Source organism: Allorhizobium sp. GW101-3B10 (genome assembly GCF_059424725.1).
Map to the genome: position 1 here is coordinate 4,218,765 of NZ_JBWKZR010000001.1, position 17,876 is coordinate 4,236,640.

Sequence of the window (17,876 nt, forward strand, 5' to 3'; positions counted from 1 at the left end):
CTTGAAGTCAGCCGGAACGGTGCCTAAGGTCCGATGAGGGAGGAGACACGATGAGCTTGACGCAGAAGCTGATCAACGATGGCAACAAGGCGGTCGACGAGATGCTTCGGGGCATTCTCGCCGCACATCCGGATTGCCTCTGGAGCCCGGAACACGCACCGCGCGCCGTGATCGCGCGCCATGGCCCCCGGAAAGGCAAGGTTGCCCTGGTCATCGGTGGCGGTTCGGGTCACGAACCGACCTTCGTCGGGCTCGTCGGGAAGGGGCTGGCGGATGCCGCGGCCGTGGGCAACGTCTTCGCGTCGCCTCCGCCGCAACCCGCAGTCGACGCGGCCATGGCCGCCGATGGCGGAGCCGGCGTTCTCTTCATGTACGGCAACTATGCCGGCGACGTGATGAATTTCGACATGGCGGCGGAACTTCTGGAGATGGAGGGCATAGAAGCGCGTACCGTCCTGACGACGGACGACATCGCGTCTGCGCCCGTGGGACAGAAGGCAAAGAGGCGAGGGGTCGCCGGCAATCTCTTCATCTTCAAGGCCGCCGGCGCCGCAGCCGACCTGATGATGCCGCTGGACGAGGTGGAGCGGATCGCACGGCATGCCAATGCCCGCACCTACACGATGGGAGTGGCGCTCTCGTCGTGCTCGCTGCCGCATACGCGCAAATACAATTTCGATCTGCCGGCCGGCGAGATGGAGATCGGAATGGGTATCCACGGCGAGCCTGGTATCCGCCGAGGACCGTTGAAGTCCGCCGATGAGGTGGCGGACGAGATCATGGATGCGATCCTCGCGGAGATGTCGGCAGCGAGAGGCGACCGGGTCGCCGTCCTCGTGAACTCGCTCGGCGCGACGCCGCTGATGGAGCTCTACATCCTCTTCGCCCGCGTCAGCCATCGCCTCGAACAGGCTGGTCTCGAAATCCATCTGGCTCTGGTCGGGCCTTATTGCACTTCGCTCGACATGGCGGGTGCGTCCATCACCATCATGCACCTCGACGACGAGCTTCAGCCGCTCATCGACCATCCCTGTGACTGCGCCATGTTCCGGAGGGGATGATGTCGACGGAATTCACCCTGGACGACCTGAAGGAGCTGTTCGTCGCGCTCGCCGCTACCATGGAGCGCGAACGGGACCGGCTATGTGAACTCGACGGCCGGATCGGGGATGCCGACCATGGAGTCGCCATGGAGCAGGGGATGGCCGCAGCCTCCGCCGCCGTCCAAGCCCTCTCCGACGACACGACCCTGCAGGAAGGCTTCAATGCCGCGGCAAAGGCTTTCCTGAATGCGATCGGCGCATCTTCCGGCCCGCTGTATTCAACGGCCCTGCTTCGGGCCGGCAAGGTGGCCGGCGCGCGCCGGTCGATGTCGCGCGGGGAGCTGGCAGACGTCATCGTGGCGATGCGGGACGGGATCGTTCACCGGGGAAAGGCCGAGCCTGGCCAGAAGACCATGCTCGACGCCTGGCAACCGGCCGCCGAAGCCGCGGCGGCGGGGGCTTCGCCGGATGTGATCGCTTCGCGGGCCGATGCCGGGGCAAAGGCGACAGCGACGATGGTTGCCGTGCTGGGGAGAGCGGCCCGGCTCGGGGAACGTTCGCTCGGGCATCAGGATCCCGGTGCCGTCTCCGCCGCGCTGATCGTGGGGATCATCGCCAGCCGGATTTCACCGTGAGCGGCTTCCTGAGCGGGCGCGGGCTTTCCAAGGCAGATGCCGGAAAGATCAACGATATCGTGTTGCAGGAGGAAAGGCGCCCGCCCGAAACGACTCTCGACGTCGTGCGCGTATGACGGCAGAGTGAGAGATGCACAACGCCGAAAACACGGAAAGCGGCGCCTCCGGTCGAGGCGCTTCTTCGCCTTTGCCTCCATGTCGAGGCGCGCGTCCTGATGGGGCCTGGTGCGCGCAAGCGCGGTGATGCCCTGGACGAAATCGAAGATGGACCGGCCGGCCTCGATCGGGTTCAGATCGTCGACGAGGAAGACGAAGACGTCACGATCGGAGGCGTAGAAGGTGGTGGTCTGCGTCGAGATTTCGACCCGGGGATTGTAGATCCCGTTCGACCAGTCGAGTACGCCAAGGATCTTCCTCGCGTATCACCGGTGCGGTTGCCGGCAATGCGTTGGACGGCTTTGGCCAATTCGTAGTCGTGAATCCTGCCGTAATCAGGCCCGGTGACAGCCCGCAGCTCGACGCGGCCATCCTCGATTTCGAAAGTCTTGACTTGCTCGGCCCGGTGCGAGGACAGGCCAAATTGCATGTTGATCCCTGCAAGCGCGGCGGGACGCCGCCGCAGATAACCGTGCGTTCTTTCAACGCCGAAGCAAGTGATCCTGGGCGGCAAACCCCAGGATCACCTAAAGCAATTGCTACTTGCTGAAAGCACCCATCTGGAACAGGCCGCCCAGCCAGTCCTCCAGATGCCAGGTCTTGGTCACCATGCCGTCGTCATTGAACTGGTGGATATCGATGGTCATGATCGTGAAGTCCTTGCCCTTGGACGGGAAGCCGGCGAAGGGGCCGGCCTGGGTCGCGGAATAGGTCGAGCGAACGACGACCTTGTTGCCTTCCTCGACCATGTCCTCGATCACAAACTTGCCATTGGTGAAGGTGGCAGACATTTTGGGGATCATTGCCTTAAAGCCAGCGCGGCCAGGACCCTGACCCGGATTGGTCGGTACGTTCGACCAGTCCTCGGCCAGGACCTGGTCGAGAAGGTCAGCATTGCCTGTCACGAACGTCTCGTAGAACAGACGGATTTTCTCCTTGTGCGCGGACTCTGCCGACGCCGGGCTGGTCATCAGCGCCACAGCGGTCGCGGCGGCAGCAAGGAACATGGATGCACGTCGAGTGATGGTCATGTGAGATCTCCTCTTCACCTCAAGGTTCTTTACGCCAGGCTGCCGGTCGGCCTTTGCTGGACGTGACAGGAACCTACCGTTCACCGACGGGAACATCATCACTCGGAATCTTGATGGTCCATTTCCTCTCAGTAGATGATCGACTACTCAGCCTCCAGACCGCCAATGCCGTGCGGACCGGTCAGGTAGTCCAGAAAAGACCGCGTCTTGGCCGGCAGATAGCTCCGGTTGGGATAGACGGCATGCAAGGTGACCTCGGGCCAGAGCTCTTGGCCCAGGGCCGCTTCGAGCCGGCCTAGGGCAAGGTCTTCCTGAACCAGCCAGTGGGGCATCATTGACAGGCCAAGTCCCTCACGAGCGGCCAAGTAGAGGAGTGACTCGTTGCCGCTCAAGAGAACCGGGGTGAGATGCAGTTCGGGCGCGTCCGGCCCGCTACCAAGCCGCACCCGGCCGTCCGGGGAAACGGCGCTATAGGCCAGGAACGGCGCGCCTCGCAATTGCTCCGGACCTTGAGGTCGCCCGAGGCGATCGAGGAGCTCCGGCGTTCCGACAAGGACAAAACGGATTGTCGCCAGACGGCGGGCGATCAGGGTATCATCCAATGACGCGGTCACGCGCAGGGCAAGATCAAACCCTTCTTCCACGAGATTGACCTTGCGGCCGGAGAGGTCCAGGTCGAGCGTCACCGCGGGGTGCTGCGCGCGGAACGCGACCAGGAGACGAGCGAAGGCAGGATTCGCCATCCATACAGGCAGGCTGACCTTGAGCGTTCCCTTCGGCAGAACGGTGGTGTGCGAAAGCTGTGCCTCTGCCTGCTCCAGCCCCTCCAGGAGAGTGCGAACAGTCGCCAGATAGAGCGTTCCGGATTCCGTCAGACTTACGCTGCGGCTGGTTCGATTGAGGAGCCGTGCTCCCACGCGCGCTTCAACATGCTGAATGTGTTTGCTGGTCATGGCAGGAGAAAGACCAAGACGCTCCGCGGCCGCAGAAAAGCTCCGCAGTTCGGCAACCGTCGCGAAGACTCGGAGACCGACAAGCGCGTCCATGATCATCTCCTCACAGGAAACGCACCTTCAATCATGGTGCAGATGATCAAGCATTACGAAAGTCATAGGATCCTGTCCATCTTCAACCGTGCCGCAACCTGCATGCAGGGTGGCGGACCTATGGCACAGGACCGAACATGTCGACGTTCACCACCACTACGACTGCACCGAGCCCCCGCTGGAACATCGGCCTCTGGGTCGCGCAGATCGCACTCGCCTTGCTTTATCTGATGGGTGTCTGGATGCACCTTCTTATGTCTCCTGAAGAGGCTGCCGCAATGGGCGCCGTCTGGATGTCAGAAGCGCCACTTGCTCTCGTACGTTTCATCGGCGTGATGGAACTTCTCGGTGTCATCGGCCTGATCCTGCCGGCCGCCACCCGGATCAAGCCGCATCTGACGGTTCTGGCCGCAGTCGGGCTCCTGGCGATCCAGGCACTGGCAATCCCCTTCCATGCCATCCGAGGCGAGTTCGCACCGCTTCCCTTCAACCTGATCTACGTCGCGCTCGCCGTGCTGGTGATCTGGGGCCGCTCCCGCAAGGCGCCGATCCTGCCGCGTTGAGGCGCTAGACGAAGGAGATGACCGACATGGACACGGATGCCCTCAAACTGGCCCGCAGCCTGAAGGCCCATGGTCTTCCCGAACGGCTGACATGGGGCGCCGTGGAACTGTCGGTCACCGATCTTGACCGCGCCGTACAGTTCTGGACCGGGGCCTTGGGATTTCTTCCCCGTCCCGATCCAGGCACGGGCGTTGCGCTCGGGACGTCAGAACGCACCCTGGTGGTCCTGCAACCGGGCGCCCACCGACCCGTCATGAATGACGTCACTGGCCTCTATCACGTCGCCTTTGCCGTGCCGTCGCAAGAAGAGTTTTCCCGCCTTCTCAACCGCTTCAAGGGCCTTGGACTGCGGGTTTCCCCGGTCGATCACACCATGTCGAAGGCGATCTACCTCAACGATCCGGACGGACATGGAATCGAGATTGCGCTTGAGACACCGGAGCGCTTCGCACGCTTCGACAATTCCAGCTACGGCTTTGCGATGATCGACAGCGAGGGACGGTTCCGGAGTGGCCGAGATCCGCTCGACCTCAAGGCTGAGCTTGCGGCAGCAGCCGGAACTGATCCTTCAGCACCCATCGCTTCCGAGACAGTTGTGGCCCACATGCACCTGCACGTGCCGGACCTGGAGCCGGGGCTGGACTGGTTCGAAGGGCTGGGGTTTGCACGCAATCTCGCGCTGCCGTCGATGGGCATGGCTGACATGGGAGCGGGTGCTGCCTATACCCACAGGCTCGCTCTCAATATCTGGGCCGGACGGGGCGCTCCCCCGGCCCCGGACCACTCGGCCCGCCTTGTCCGGTATCACCTGACGACCTCAGATGCAGCACTGTTCAGACAGGCCAGCAGGCGCCTTCGACATGACGCCCACGGTAATCTGTCGGGCTGTGATCCGGCAGGCGCCACGCTGACACTCGCTCTTTCTCCCACAACGCGAACCGACAGGGATGCCGCATGACTTCCCCGACCCCACAGGCCTATCGTTCCGCCCAGATCGCGCTTCATTGGTTCGTCATGATCGGCGTCGTGGTCCAGATCGCCATTCATGACCCATGGTTCGCGCTCCGCTTGCCATGATGCACGGATTGATCGGCACTCTCATCTTCGGGGCTGTCTTGGTCCGGCTATGACTGCGCTTCCGCGGCCCTGATCCGTCTTGGCCGCATCGACGGCGATACTGAGCCGCTGCCCACACGTGGTGAATTCCCGCCGTGCATCGAACTTGCCGATTGATCCCGAAGGAATGGAGTCTCTCATGCGTGCAACCGGTGGCAGAATGAGCGCCAAGTACAAGTGTGACGGCCTTATCCATACCCTTCTGCGAGATTTTCGGATGTCAGCCTCGGGGCCGATCCGATTCTGGTTGATGGGAGGGAAGGACTATTCTCGCGCCCGGCTGGGATCGCGGGACGCTGGACCGCTTCGCGCAACCCGGTCGCGGCTCGTCACCTTGCGGAGAGATGATCCCATCGTTCCTGAATGGAGGATGACGGCACTTTTTCGGCGTGGGAAACCTCCCGCCCGATTTCTTTCAGCCAACACGCGAGAGCCCGCCATCATCACTGATCTCGGAAACATTGTTACCGCACACCACCTTCGACAGGACTGCTTGCCGCCTGTCACCGGCCGCCGTCGGCCCACGACCGCGCGGCGCCTGTCAAAACAGCCGACGCATCAGAACGGCCAACTGCCTGAACAGTTGCTGCTTGTCTCCCGCGGCCGGCATCAACCGCTGAAAGAAGCTCTGGGTCGATACGACGGAGCCGACCATGGATATTGCCGCAATCAGCGAGAGCTCCGTGTCGACGCCCGCGGGACCTTCATCCGGCCCCCGGATCGTCCTGACGCACCCGAGGAGCAGATCAAAAACAGGTCGGGCGAGCCGCTCTTCGATCAGCGCTTTTCGCTCGCTGTCCGCACTCGTCATGATTTCGCTGATCAGGAGCTGCGCGAAGAGCGGGCGGGCGCCGAGGAGATCGACCATCTCCGTGCAGAGACGCTCCATCTGTTCATTCGGCGGAAGATCGTGGCAGAGCTCCTGCAACGCAAGGACGCGGGTGAGGGTTTCGTCCGCGACGGCATCGACCACTGCCGTCCAGAGCCCCAGTTTCGAGCCGTAACGATAGGAAATCAGCGCGACGTCGACACCGGCCTGACCGGCGATCTTTCTGAGCGACGCGCGTTCGAAGCCCCATTCCGCGAAGTTGGCGACCGCGGCGTCGAACAGCGCATCGACGTCCAGTTCCTTGCCCTTTTTCGGCCGACCGCGACCGCGTTCCGAAGCTTTCCGTTCGTCTGTCAATGCTCTCTCCTCTTGATACTTGACAAGGATAGGCCATTGACGGATTATATTCAACATCTGATGAATAAAATGCGTTTCACCCACAGTTCTCCCGGGAAGCAGACATGCCACACACATCACCGGCGGCGCCCGAACGCGCCATACGGCATCGAAGATTGGGAACGGCACCGTTCCTCGCGGTGCTCTCAGTCCTCGCGCTCGCTGCTTGCGACGCAGGAGACAACCAAGCGACGGCAGATGCCACCCATGTGAGCGTCGAGGCCGTGACGGTGGCGAGCGATGTCGTGCGTGCTTCCGCAACGGGCGAGATCAAGGCACGCATCGAAAGCGACCTTTCGTTCAAGATCAGCGGCCGCGTCATCTCGCGCACCGCCGGCGTCGGCGACCACGTGAAAGCCGGTCAGGTGCTGGCCACGCTCGACCCGGTGGAACAGAAGGCTGATCTCGAATCGGCCCAAGCGTCCGTCGCCTCGCAGGAGGCGACGCTGCGCATGACAAGCTCGGTTCTCAACCGCCGCAAGACGCTGACCCAGACCGGCGCCATGTCACAGCAGGATCTCGACAGCGCGCTGCAGCAGTACCAGTCGGCCGGGAAGGACCTGGATGCCGCGCGCGCCGAACTCGAAACCGCGATGGAGGCGCTGCAACAGACCGTGTTGCGCGCCGACGCCGACGGCACCATTACTGCTCGCGACATCGAGGTCGGCCAGGTGGTGCAGGCTTCCACCACCGTCTTCACTCTGGCGCACGACGGCGAGCGCGACGCCGTCTTCAACGTGCAGGAGACGGCCCTCAGCGGCAAGGCGGCACCGCTCTCCCTGGAGGTCGCACTTGTCTCGAACCCGACAGTCAGGGCACTCGCGAGGCCGCGCGAGGTCAGCCCCGCTCTCGACACTTCGCTCGGCACGGTACGCGTGAAGCTTGCCATCATCGATCCTCCGCCGGAAATGACGCTTGGCTCGGCCACTATCGCCGATGTCGTCCTGGCCCGGCGAGAGCGCGTTTCCATTCCGTGGCAGTCGATATTCTCCAAGGCCGGCAAGCCGGCGGTCTGGGTCGTGGATCCGGAGACGAAGACCGCCCGGATGAAGCCGGTCGTCATCGAGCGGTATGATGCCTCGAAGGTCGTGCTCGCCGACGGTCTGCAAGACGGCGAACTGATCGTCGTCGACGGCGGCCAGTTCCTCCGCGAGAACCAGTCCGTTTCCTATTCCGAGGATCAGACCCGATGACCTTCAAGTTCCTCCTTCCTCTTGTCCTGCTGTCGGCCGGCCTCAGCGCATGCTCGGATGAAAAGGCGGCCGAGGCCCCGGTACGCCCCGTGCTCTCCATGCTGGCCAAGCCACGCGAGGCAACCGCCTTCGGCTTTGCCGGAACGGTCGAGGCAAAGTTCAGCACGAACCTCGGCTTCCAGGTGCTGGGCCGCATCGTCTCGCGCGACGTCAACATCGGCGATCTGGTGCATAAGGGCCAGGAGCTCGCCCGCCTGGATGCCACCAGCCTCGAGCTGGCTGTCAAGCAGGCGGAGGCCGACATCGCCTCCTCCGATGCCAAGCTTGATCTGGCCCGTGTGAACGAGCAGCGCCAGCTGACGCTCCTTGCCTCCAACGCCACGACGAGAGAACAGCTTGAAGAGGCTGTCCAGTCACGCGAGGCAGCGGAAGCCACCATGCAGCGGTTGCGGGCCAGCCTGACGAAGGTACGTGAACAGTTGGACTATGCCGTCCTGAATGCCGAATCCGACGGGGTCGTCTCATCCCTCTCCGCCGAAGTCGGACAGGTGGTGGCGGCAGGCCAGGCCGTGCTGACGATTGCGCGCCTCGAGGCTCGTGACGCCGTGGTCGATATTCCCGACAGCTACGGTCAGTTGACAACGATCGGCACGCACTTCGAGGTGATCCTGCAGGCCAATCCGGAGGTGAAGGTCACGGGCACGGTGCGCGAGGTGTCCCCGCAGGCGGACGCGGCCACGCGCACCCGCCGCACCAAGATCGCGATGGAAAACCCGCCGGACAGCTTCCGGCTCGGAAGCACGGTGACAGCAACGCCCGTCGCGCCGAGCGAAGGCCACGTCTGGCTGCCGGAAACGGCGATCGGTGGCGATGACGTAGCCCGTTTCGTCTGGGTGGTCGATCCGATCGCCAAGAAGGTGCAGCGCCGCACCGTAACGATCCGTCCATCCGCCGCCGGCGGTGTCGACGTCCTCAGCGGCCTTGGCGAAGGCGAGCGTGTCGTGACGGCGGGTGTCAATTCACTCGCCGATGATCAACCTGTCAGAATCCCAGACGAGATGCCGCAATGAACACGAAATTCAATCTTTCCGAATGGGCGCTCCAGCACAAGTCGCTCGTCTGGTATTTCATGATCCTCGCCAGTGTCGCGGGCGTTCTGTCCTACATCAATCTCGGCCGCGAGGAAGATCCGGATTTCACCATCAAGACCATGCTGATCCAGGCCTCCTGGCCGGGCGCCTCGGTCGATGAGATGACGAGCCAGGTCACCGACCGGATCGAGAAGAAGCTGCAGGAGCTTGAATCGCTCGACTACACGAAGAGCATCAACACGCCCGGACAGGCGACGATCTACGTCAATCTGCGGGAAAACACCAAGGCCGCGGACGTGAAGCCGACCTGGGTCAAGGTCCGCAACATGATCGGCGACATCACGCCCAACCTGCCTCAGGGCGTCCAGGGTCCCTATTTCATCGACAGTTTCGGAGACGTCTACGGCAATATCTACGCCTTCACTGCCGACGGGCTGAGCCAGCGCCAGCTGCGCGATTATCTCGAGGCCGCCCGCCAGCAGATTCTCTCCGTGCCGAATGTCGGCAAGGTGGACCTGATCGGTGCGCAGGACGAGGTCGTCTATCTGGAATTCTCGACGAAGCAGATGGCGGCACTCGGCCTCAGCCAGAGTGACATCATCGATACGCTTCAGAACCAGAACGCCGTCGTCGCCTCCGGCACGTTGCGCACCGGTGCGGAAAGCATCAACCTGCGCGTCTCCGGCCAGTTCGCCACCGAAGATGCCCTGCGCGACATCAACCTGCGCGTCAACGACCGCTTCTTCCGATTGAGCGACGTCGCCAAGATCACGCGCGGCTATTCCGATCCCGAGCAGGCGCTTTTCCGCGTCAACGGCACGCCCGCCATCGGACTGGCGATCGGCATGAAGCCCGGCGCCAACCTGCTGAACTTCGGCGAGGCGCTGTCGGAAAAGATGGACATGGTCATCGCCAGCCTGCCGGTTGGCATCGGCGTGCATCACGTGGCAGATCAGGCGGTCGTGGTGGACGAGGCCGTCGGCGGGTTCACCAAGGCCCTTTTCGAGGCTATCGCCATCGTTCTCGTCGTCAGCTTCCTCAGCCTTGGCATGCGCGCCGGCCTGGTCGTGGCCGTCTCGATCCCGCTGGTTCTGGCAATCACCTTCGTCTTCATGCAATATCTCGGGATCTCGCTGCAGCGCATTTCCCTCGGCGCACTCATCATCGCACTCGGCCTGCTGGTGGACGACGCCATGATCGCCATCGAGATGATGGTATCCAAGCTGGAGCACGGAGAACCCCTGTCCAAGGCGGCGACAGCCGTGTGGACCTCGACCGCCTTTCCGATGCTCACCGGCACGCTCGTGACCGTCGCGAGCTTCATACCCGTCGGCCTCAACGACAGTGCGGCGGGTGAATTCACCTTCTCGCTCTTTGTGGTCATCGCGATCTCGCTGATCGTCTCGTGGATCGTCGCGGTCCTGTTTGCCCCCCTGCTCGGCGTGCTGATGCTGCCGAAGACGATGAAGGCGCATCACGAGCAGAAGAGCCTGCTGGCGCGTGTGTTCTCCGATATGCTCGCCGTCTGCATGCATTGGCCCAAGACAACGATCCTGGCCACCGTGGCGTTGTTCGGTCTTTCCGTCTACGGCATGGGCTTCGTACAACAGCAGTTCTTCCCGGCGTCCGACCGGCCGGAGCTGATCATCGACTGGACGGCTCGGCAGAACTATACCATCGCCCAGACCAAGGCCGACATGGATACTTTTGAGGCCAAGCATATTGCCGGCGACCCCGATGTCGACCATTGGACCTCCTATGTCGGGCAGGGCGCCAAGCGCTTCGTGCTTTCCTTCGACGTCCAGCCTTCGACGAACAATTTCGGACAGATGGTCGTCGTCGCGAAGGATATCGAAGGGCGTGACCGCCTGATGGCCAAGCTAGCGGCCGCCGCCGAAGAGGAATATCCGGGAACGGACGTCTTCGTGAAGCAGATGGAACTCGGCCCTCCGGTCGGTCGTCCCGTCCAGTATCGCGTGGGTGGCCCAGACCCGCAGATGGTACGCGCCTATGCGCAGGAATTGGCCGGCATCATGGGCCAGGACCCGCGCCTCGCCAGTATCGTCTTCGACTGGAACGAGCCGGCCCGCGTGGTGAAGGTGGATGTCCTGCAGGACAAGGCCCGCCAGCTCGGCGTCAGCTCGTCCGACATCGCGACCTCGCTCAACAACATAACCGGCGGCTCGACCATCACCCAGATCCGCGACAGCATCTATCTGGTCAATGTGGTGGCTCGCGCCACGAAGGACGAGCGGGAGTCGATCGAAACGCTGCGCAATCTGCAACTGCCCGGCAGCAACGGCCAATCGGTTCCGCTCGCCTCGATCGCCAACTTCCGCTACGAACTGGAGCAACCGGTGATCTGGCGCCGTGACCGCATTCCGACGATCACGGTCAAGGCGGCGATTGCGGACGACACTCAGCCGGCCACCATCGGCCAGCGACTGAAGCCCTCCATCGACGCCTTCACGGCCAAGCTGCCGGGCGGCTATAGCGTGGAAACCGGCGGCTCCGTCGAAAGCAGCGCCAAGAGCCAGGCGCCGATCGCCGCCGTCGTACCGCTGATGCTGCTTACGATGGCGACGATCCTGATGTTCCAGCTGCAAAGCTTCCAGCGTTTGTTGATGGTGGTGATCGTGGCCCCTCTCGGTCTGATCGGCGTGGTGGGCGCGCTGCTGCCGAGCGGTGCGCCCCTGGGGTTCGTCGCGATCCTCGGCGTGCTGGCACTGATCGGCATTCTCATCCGCAATTCGGTCATTCTGGTGGTCGAGATCGACACGCTGCGTAGATCCGGCAGGCATGCCTGGGACGCGGTCCGCGAGGCCGCCGAACACCGCATGCGTCCGATCATGCTGACGGCAGCGGCCGCCTCTCTAGCGCTCATCCCGATTGCGCGCGAGATCTTCTGGGGCCCCATGGCCTACGCGATGATGGGCGGCATCATCGTCGGGACGGTGCTGACGCTGCTCTTCCTGCCGGCGCTCTATATCGTCTGGTTCCGTATTCGCAAGCCCGACGACGTGACCGGCGAGGTCACTCTGTGAAAGGACGCCCGGGCATAGCCCGGGCACCATCCTATCCCGATATCCGGCACAAAACCCCCGCTCCGCGAAAAGGCCCGCAGATGCAACGTTTCCGCCCCGAAGCCTGGCGACTCCTTTTGGTCGCGACCCTGATGCTATCCATTGCAGGATGCACATCCCGCCCCTCGCAGGATGTCCTGACGCCGCTCACGCTCAGACAGCCTGCCACCCAAGAGGTCACGGTCCTCGCGGCGACAAACCGGAGCCTGGGTTCCAGGGGTGACGGTCCGTTGGAGCAGAGGTCCGACCATCTGAGCTTCGAGCGATATAGGTTCTCTGTTCCCGAGATCCGGCCAGCCGCCAGCATCAGTTATCCGACGGCTTCTCCAGATCCACGACGACAATTCGTCGTCACGGACCACGGTGATCTGACATCGTCGCAGTTCTCGGCCGAGATCGCGCGCACGGTCGACGACGACGGGACTGTCGCCGTCTTCGTGCACGGCTACAACTACAGCCATCAGGAGGCGCTTTTTCGTACCGCCCAGCTTGGCGCCGACGCCCCGACGCTGCCACCGCCAATCCTATTCTCCTGGCCGTCGCAGGCGAGCCTGACCGGCTATGTCGCAGACAGGGACGAAGCACTGGCTTCCCGGACGGAGCTCACCAGATTGCTGGTCCTGATCGGTCGTACTCACGGCGTCAAACGCATCGTTCTCTTCGCCCACAGCATGGGGTCCATGCTGGCTGTGGAGGCGGTGCGTCAGCTGAAACTCGAGAAGCAGTCGAGCACTACCGAGAAACTCGACATCGTTCTGGCCGCCGCGGACATCGACGCCGATCTCTTCCTCTCCCAGTTGAACGACATCGGCCGGCTGCCTCGCCCCATCACGCTGCTGGTCTCCAGAAAGGACAAGGTGCTTCGCGTGTCGAGCTTCCTCGGCCGCGAACGGCCGCGGGTCGGCCGATCAGATATCGGCGATGCAAGAGTCGTCGCGGCGGCAGAAGACCATAACCTCCGGCTCGTCGACATCACGGGCATCAATGACAATGACGGCCTCGGGCATGACAGGTATGTAAATCTCGCCAAGTCCGCCGAAGAGATCAAGAGACAGTATCAGCCGGGCTCCGAAACTCCGGACAACGTCGGTGCCTTCGTCGTCGACGCAGCCGGCCAACTGTTGAAGAGGCCTCTCCCCGTGACTGGAGACACGCGTCTCGCCGCGGCGAGATAGACAGATGTCGCCACTTGCCGCCTTGTGCGCGGTATCTGGCCGCGGCTTGCGGAACGGATCAGCTCTGGTGCGGCCTTCCATTGGGATGACCGACCTGAAGGATAGGTGCACTCATAGAACCGCCCGCAGCGAAGTCGCCGAGCGCGGGCTCTTATCATTGAAACAGCGCGACAGCGCGGCACCAGCCGGCGGAGCCGCCCCTGATCTTCACCGGCAGGCACGAGACCGTGCGCACGCCCTTGTTCATAAGCCGGTGGGTCGCCTCGCGGCCGATGCCGCGACCGAGAAACTCCGGCCGTCCATTGGCGGCACCGGCAGCGGTGTTGATGAGCACGATGTCGAACGGCTGCAGGTCATGCCCCGTCGCCCTGACCGCGTTCATCGTCGAGGCGAAATGCCAGGGCGCGTCGAGATGCGTCCCGGCATGGGCCGTCAGTTCAACTGCTCGACCGCCCAGCCCCCGCCACCCGGGACATTCTGCAATGTCGAGGCCGGAAAAAAGCGCAGAACCTCGTCGATGCTTTCAGAGTGCTCGGTGTAGGTGATGTCGGGGCCAAGGCCCGGGGGATCGGCAGGAACGTCGTTTTCGATGGCCCCGGAGAGGTCGATGATCTTCATGGGGTCATTCTCCTGAAGTGCGGCATTGGCCAGCATGTCGAGATCGGCATCCGCCTGGAAGCCGAGAGAAATCGCCTCGCGCGCATCGAGCGGTGGCATGGCACCGAAGATCCTTTGCAGGACGACATCCGTGCCGAAGCGGATTCGGGACGTCAGTCCGGTCACCCGGCTCGTGGCATCGGCACCGGTTCCTGGCCGAGCGCGTGACCTGAGACCCACTTTCCCTCCAGTTTTCGGGAGAGTCTTGGGTTTTTAATCTGGCCTCATGCGGCCTGTTTTTCCATAGCCATTTTCATTGCGAACTCGCTGGGGGTGATATTGCCCAGCGACGAGTGGGGTCTGCTCCTGTTGTAATCCTCCTTCCATGCGTTGATGGCGGCTCGGGCCTGAGTGAGCGACGAGAACAGGGTCTCGTTGAGGCACTCGTCACGGAAGCTGCCGTTGAAGCTTTCGACGAAGCCGTTCTGCATCGGCTTGCCTGGGGCGATGTAGTGCCATTCGACCTTTGCTTCCTGGCACCATTTGAGGATGGCCATACTGGTCATCTCCGTGCCGTTGTCCGAGACAATCGTCCTCGGCTTTCCCCGTCTGGCGATGAGACTATCCAGTTCGCGGGCAAGCCGTGCCCCCGACAGGGATGTGTCGGCGACCAGGCACAGGCATTCACGGGTGAAGTCGTCGACCACCGCCAGCACCCGAAAGCGACGACCGTCGGTGAAGGCATCGCTGACGAAGTCCAGGCTCCAGCGCTCGCCCGGACGCGACGGCAGAGCCAAAGGACGTCTCGTCCCCAAGGCCCGCTTTCGGCCGCCGCGCTTGCGCACCGTCAGCTTCTCCTCGCGATAGAGACGTCGAAGCTTCTTCAGGTTCATGACCATCCCCTGCCGGTCGAGCATCACGTGGATACGGCGATAGCCGAAGCGACGACGCTCGGACGCCACCTTCTTCATCGCCTCGCGGATGGACGCATCGTCCGGCCGCACGCTCCGATATCGCATGCTCGAACGATCCACCGATAGAACCTCGCACGCCCGACGCTGGCTCACCCCGTGCTGCGCACAGACGTGAGCCACCGCATTCCGCTTCACATCGGGCGTCACCATTTTTTTGCAGCGACATCCTTCAGGATCGCATTGTCCAGCATGGCCTCGGCGAGCAGCTTCTTCAGCTTGGCGTTCTCGTCCTCGAGCGCCTTCAGCTTGCGGGCATCGGACACGTCCATGCCGCCGTACTTCGCCTTGTATTTGTAGAAGGTTGCATCCGAGATGCCGTGCCTGCGGCAGACATCGACTGTCTTCGCGCCCGCCTCCTGCTCCTTCAATATTCCGATGATCTGTTCTTCCGTGAACCGTGAACGCTTCATTCGTCCGTCTCCTTGATGTGACGGACTCTACCAAATTCTGGAGGAAGTTCAGGGTCTCAGGTCACGCGCCATAAACGGAGATCGAGGACGCGAAGACGAAGGTAGCGCCAGGGCACTGGCCGGCGAGTTTGTCAGCGAGGCCAAGCGATGCGATCAGGTTGACCCTGTGCCTTCGTCAAGGAACCTGGCGATCTGTTCTGCCGTACGTTTCGGTTTTTCCCAGTTTGGGCAGTGGCCGCAACGCGAGTCCAGCCAGATCATTGCGTTGGGCAGCACGTCGGCCAGCTTCCGCTGTGCGGCTTCGACAAATATCTCGTCCAGGCTTCCTCCAAGCACGAAGGTTCGTGTCTGAAGCGAGCGCAATGCCTGATCATCGAAATCTGCGGGGCGGTAATCTATCAGTCCTTTGATCGCCGAGGACCACACGTGGGGCGGAAGGAGGCTGCTCTCACTGAGGATTTGATCCATCGACATCGATCGGTCCACCGGTCCGACACAGGTTCCACCCTGGAATTTCTCGATGAAATCGCCGGGAACCTGATCCTGGAATAGCAGCGTCTCCTCGTGGACTGACCGTAGAACTGAATTATCAGCCGTAACGGCGGTCCCTATGAGCACCAGGTTTGTGACCCTTTCGGGCTCCCTGAGCGCCATGCACTGCGCGACAAAGCTGCCCATTGAATGGCCGACAATGGCCGCTTTCTCCAGGCCCATCGATCGCATGAACTGCAGGACATCGTCTGCATACCCCTCGATCGAATAGTCTTGTTTCGGCTTGGACGAACGGCCATGTCCCAGGAGGCTGGGCACGAAAACCGCAAAATCTGCCGGCAGGTACTCCATCACGCCCTTGAATGAATACCAACTGTCGGCATATCCGTGGATCAGAATTATCGGATCGTCTCCGCCAGGCCGGCGCACGTATTCCAATTTGTTTCCACCCGGCAGATCCAGATGCTTAAGCTCATACGACATGCTCGGCCTCTATTTGCTGGCTGCAGACAAAGAGGCATTGATGGATTTTCCTTCGACCCGGGCGGATCGCCACCAACCGAACAGCCCAACCAGTACGAAGGCGCAGGGGATAAGCCAAACCTTCCAGGTATTGTCACCGGTCAAGAGAGAGAGGTTTGTGAGCGCAAGAAGCAGGAAGCCACCCAGGCCAACGATGGAGAGACCAGGCGAAAAGCGGCTTTGCCATGCGGTCGTCTCGCGCCTGTCCGTACCGAAGAACCTCAGTATGGCGAAACACACGAGCAGTTGCACAATCAGGATGCCGAGCGCAGACGCAGCGGCCAGCCATGAGTAGAGGACCGTATACGGATCAAGCTGAAGCAGCGCGGCGATGCCGATGAAGAGAAGCGCGCCAACCGTATAGGACCGGCATGCGAGCCGCGGCGACCGATGCACGGGGTCCGTGGTCCCCAGTGCCTTCGGCAGAAGTCCGTCGCGACCGAGTGCGAAGAGATAGCGGCTGATCGTATTCTGGAACGAGAGGACACATGCAAAAAGGCTCGTTACAAGCAAGGCCGTCATCGCGAGCTTCAGCCAATCGCCTACTCGGGTTGCCGCAGTGTTTACGAACAGATTCGAAAGATCGCCATTCGCGACTTCCCGGATGCTCGAAGGCCCGTAGGCGATCACCATGCACCAGGCAGAGAAAGCATAGAAAACCGTAATGGCAATGACCGCCACGTAAGTGGCTGCCGGGATCGTGCGACGCGGATTCTTGGCCTCTTCAGCGAAAATCACCGTCGCCTCGAAGCCAATGAACGATGCCACCGCGAATAGCAGGCTCACGCCCAGGCCCGTCGAGAAAACTGTCTCGGGCGCAAAGGACGTGAATGCAATGCCCTGTGGGCCACCGCCCTGGAAGAGGATTGCAAGGTCGAGAATCAGGAGGACAGCGACTTCCCCAAGCATGCAGATGCCAAGAACCTTGCCGGAGAATTCAATGTTCCGAGTGGCGAACAGATCCACCACGATCATGCAAGCACATGCCCAGACCCACCATGGCAATGTCAGGCCCGCGGACTCCCCGATGCCTGCCATCACGATGCCGAAGAAGGCGTAGACGGCAATCTGGATTTCGATGTAGGTGAGCAGTGTGATTGCACCGGTTGCAGCACCCCAGGATTTGCCGAGTCCATGCGACACGAACACGTAAAACGCACCCGCGCTTCCGACGTGACGGCTCATGGCGGTGAATCCGGCCGCAAATACAAGGTAGACGAGTCCTGCGAAGACGTAAGCGGACGGAGCCCCAGCCCCGTTGCCGAGCCCGAAAGCCAAGGGCGCCGCGCCCACGATTGCGGTAAGCGGCGCCGCCGCCGCGACAACAAAGAAAACGATGCTCGCCAAGCCGAGCGAATTCGGCTTCAAGCCGGTATGCGTCAATTGAGATTCTGCCATTTGAGACCTCCCTCGCCAGTCTTTCAAAGCTAATCGACTTGGCCAGATCCTGCTTGACAACGTCAGCTAGCCAATTGACACTTTCAGACAAGTGATCGCGATAATACCTCAGGTTCAAGATCGTG

Annotated in this window: 17 protein-coding genes and 1 pseudogene; 9 read left to right on the plus strand and 9 right to left on the minus strand. The window is 62.1% G+C overall.

From position 1 onward, the window contains the following. The first annotated feature begins 50 nt into the window (after positions 1–50). On the plus strand, positions 51–1,061 hold the full coding sequence (locus tag AC07Y0_RS20735; RefSeq protein ID WP_498679547.1) for a dihydroxyacetone kinase subunit DhaK: 1,011 nt from the start codon (positions 51–53) through the stop codon (positions 1,059–1,061). Beyond that, the gene (dhaL, locus tag AC07Y0_RS20740) at positions 1,061–1,678 is read left to right on the plus strand and encodes a dihydroxyacetone kinase subunit DhaL (RefSeq protein ID WP_498679548.1); all 618 of its coding nucleotides are present in this window, start codon (positions 1,061–1,063) and stop codon (positions 1,676–1,678) included. The genes AC07Y0_RS20735 and dhaL overlap by 1 nt, the downstream gene beginning before the upstream one ends. A gap of 164 nt (positions 1,679–1,842) precedes the next feature. Here dhaL and AC07Y0_RS20745 read toward each other — a convergent pair. The 3 genes and pseudogenes from AC07Y0_RS20745 to AC07Y0_RS20755 form a co-directional block, all read right to left on the minus strand. Then, positions 1,843–2,303, minus strand: a pseudogene (locus AC07Y0_RS20745) (hypothetical protein); the annotation flags it as partial. A gap of 70 nt (positions 2,304–2,373) precedes the next feature. Then, positions 2,374–2,865 carry an ester cyclase gene (locus AC07Y0_RS20750; protein WP_498679549.1) on the minus strand — a complete coding sequence of 164 codons (492 nt, stop codon included), beginning with the start codon at positions 2,863–2,865 and terminating at the stop codon, positions 2,374–2,376. A 143-nt stretch (positions 2,866–3,008) separates the two neighbouring features. Further along, the gene (locus tag AC07Y0_RS20755; protein WP_498679550.1) at positions 3,009–3,911 is read right to left on the minus strand and encodes a LysR family transcriptional regulator; all 903 of its coding nucleotides are present in this window, start codon (positions 3,909–3,911) and stop codon (positions 3,009–3,011) included. 137 nt (positions 3,912–4,048) lie between these two features. Here AC07Y0_RS20755 and AC07Y0_RS20760 point away from each other — a divergent pair, with 137 nt between their 5' ends. The 3 genes from AC07Y0_RS20760 to AC07Y0_RS20770 are packed head-to-tail and all read left to right on the plus strand — an operon-like array spanning position 4,049 to position 5,552. Beyond that, positions 4,049–4,474, plus strand: coding sequence for a DoxX family protein (locus tag AC07Y0_RS20760; RefSeq protein WP_498679551.1), 426 nt, complete (start codon positions 4,049–4,051; stop codon positions 4,472–4,474). A gap of 26 nt (positions 4,475–4,500) precedes the next feature. Then, positions 4,501–5,433, plus strand: coding sequence for a VOC family protein (locus AC07Y0_RS20765; protein WP_498679552.1), 933 nt, complete (start codon positions 4,501–4,503; stop codon positions 5,431–5,433). Then, entirely contained in the window at positions 5,430–5,552 is a 123-nt protein-coding gene (locus AC07Y0_RS20770; RefSeq protein ID WP_498679553.1) for a hypothetical protein, read from the plus strand. Before AC07Y0_RS20765 ends, AC07Y0_RS20770 begins: the two co-directional genes overlap by 4 nt. 580 nt (positions 5,553–6,132) lie before the next feature. Here the strand turns inward: AC07Y0_RS20770 and AC07Y0_RS20775 are convergent. Then, positions 6,133–6,861, minus strand: a complete 729-nt coding sequence (locus tag AC07Y0_RS20775; protein WP_498679554.1) for a TetR/AcrR family transcriptional regulator — start codon at positions 6,859–6,861, stop codon at positions 6,133–6,135. Between the two features lie 20 nt (positions 6,862–6,881). Between AC07Y0_RS20775 and AC07Y0_RS20780 the strand changes: the two genes are divergently transcribed. From AC07Y0_RS20780 to AC07Y0_RS20795, 4 genes are all read left to right on the plus strand, one after another. Next, on the plus strand, positions 6,882–8,009 hold the full coding sequence (locus tag AC07Y0_RS20780) for an efflux RND transporter periplasmic adaptor subunit (protein WP_498679555.1): 1,128 nt from the start codon (positions 6,882–6,884) through the stop codon (positions 8,007–8,009). After that, positions 8,006–9,079: an efflux RND transporter periplasmic adaptor subunit gene (locus tag AC07Y0_RS20785; protein WP_498679556.1), complete on the plus strand. Its 1,074-nt coding sequence runs from the start codon at positions 8,006–8,008 to the stop codon at positions 9,077–9,079. Before AC07Y0_RS20780 ends, AC07Y0_RS20785 begins: the two co-directional genes overlap by 4 nt. Then, positions 9,076–12,144 carry an efflux RND transporter permease subunit gene (locus AC07Y0_RS20790; protein WP_498679557.1) on the plus strand — a complete coding sequence of 1,023 codons (3,069 nt, stop codon included), beginning with the start codon at positions 9,076–9,078 and terminating at the stop codon, positions 12,142–12,144. Before AC07Y0_RS20785 ends, AC07Y0_RS20790 begins: the two co-directional genes overlap by 4 nt. Positions 12,145–12,224: 80 nt before the next feature. After that, positions 12,225–13,358 (plus strand): alpha/beta hydrolase, encoded by a 1,134-nt coding sequence (locus AC07Y0_RS20795; protein ID WP_498679558.1) that lies wholly within the window; start codon positions 12,225–12,227, stop codon positions 13,356–13,358. A 154-nt stretch (positions 13,359–13,512) separates the two neighbouring features. Here AC07Y0_RS20795 and AC07Y0_RS20800 read toward each other — a convergent pair whose 3' ends face one another. From AC07Y0_RS20800 to AC07Y0_RS20820, 5 genes are all read right to left on the minus strand, one after another. Next, entirely contained in the window at positions 13,513–13,842 is a 330-nt protein-coding gene (locus AC07Y0_RS20800; protein ID WP_498680296.1) for a cyclase family protein, read from the minus strand. After that, positions 13,791–14,141 (minus strand): hypothetical protein, encoded by a 351-nt coding sequence (locus AC07Y0_RS20805; protein WP_498679559.1) that lies wholly within the window; start codon positions 14,139–14,141, stop codon positions 13,791–13,793. The genes AC07Y0_RS20800 and AC07Y0_RS20805 overlap by 52 nt, the downstream gene beginning before the upstream one ends. Before the next feature lie 98 nt (positions 14,142–14,239). Next, positions 14,240–15,339, minus strand: a protein-coding gene (locus AC07Y0_RS20810; RefSeq protein ID WP_498673386.1) for an IS3 family transposase whose coding sequence is annotated in 2 segments (ribosomal slippage) — positions 14,240–15,087 and positions 15,087–15,339 — 1,101 coding nt in all. Because the reading frame shifts where the segments join, the coding sequence is not laid out codon by codon here. Positions 15,340–15,492: 153 nt separating this feature from the next. Beyond that, entirely contained in the window at positions 15,493–16,314 is an 822-nt protein-coding gene (locus AC07Y0_RS20815) for an alpha/beta fold hydrolase (RefSeq protein ID WP_498679560.1), read from the minus strand. A 9-nt stretch (positions 16,315–16,323) separates the two neighbouring features. Further along, on the minus strand, positions 16,324–17,751 hold the full coding sequence (locus AC07Y0_RS20820; RefSeq protein ID WP_498679561.1) for an APC family permease: 1,428 nt from the start codon (positions 17,749–17,751) through the stop codon (positions 16,324–16,326). Positions 17,752–17,876 lie beyond the last annotated feature (125 nt).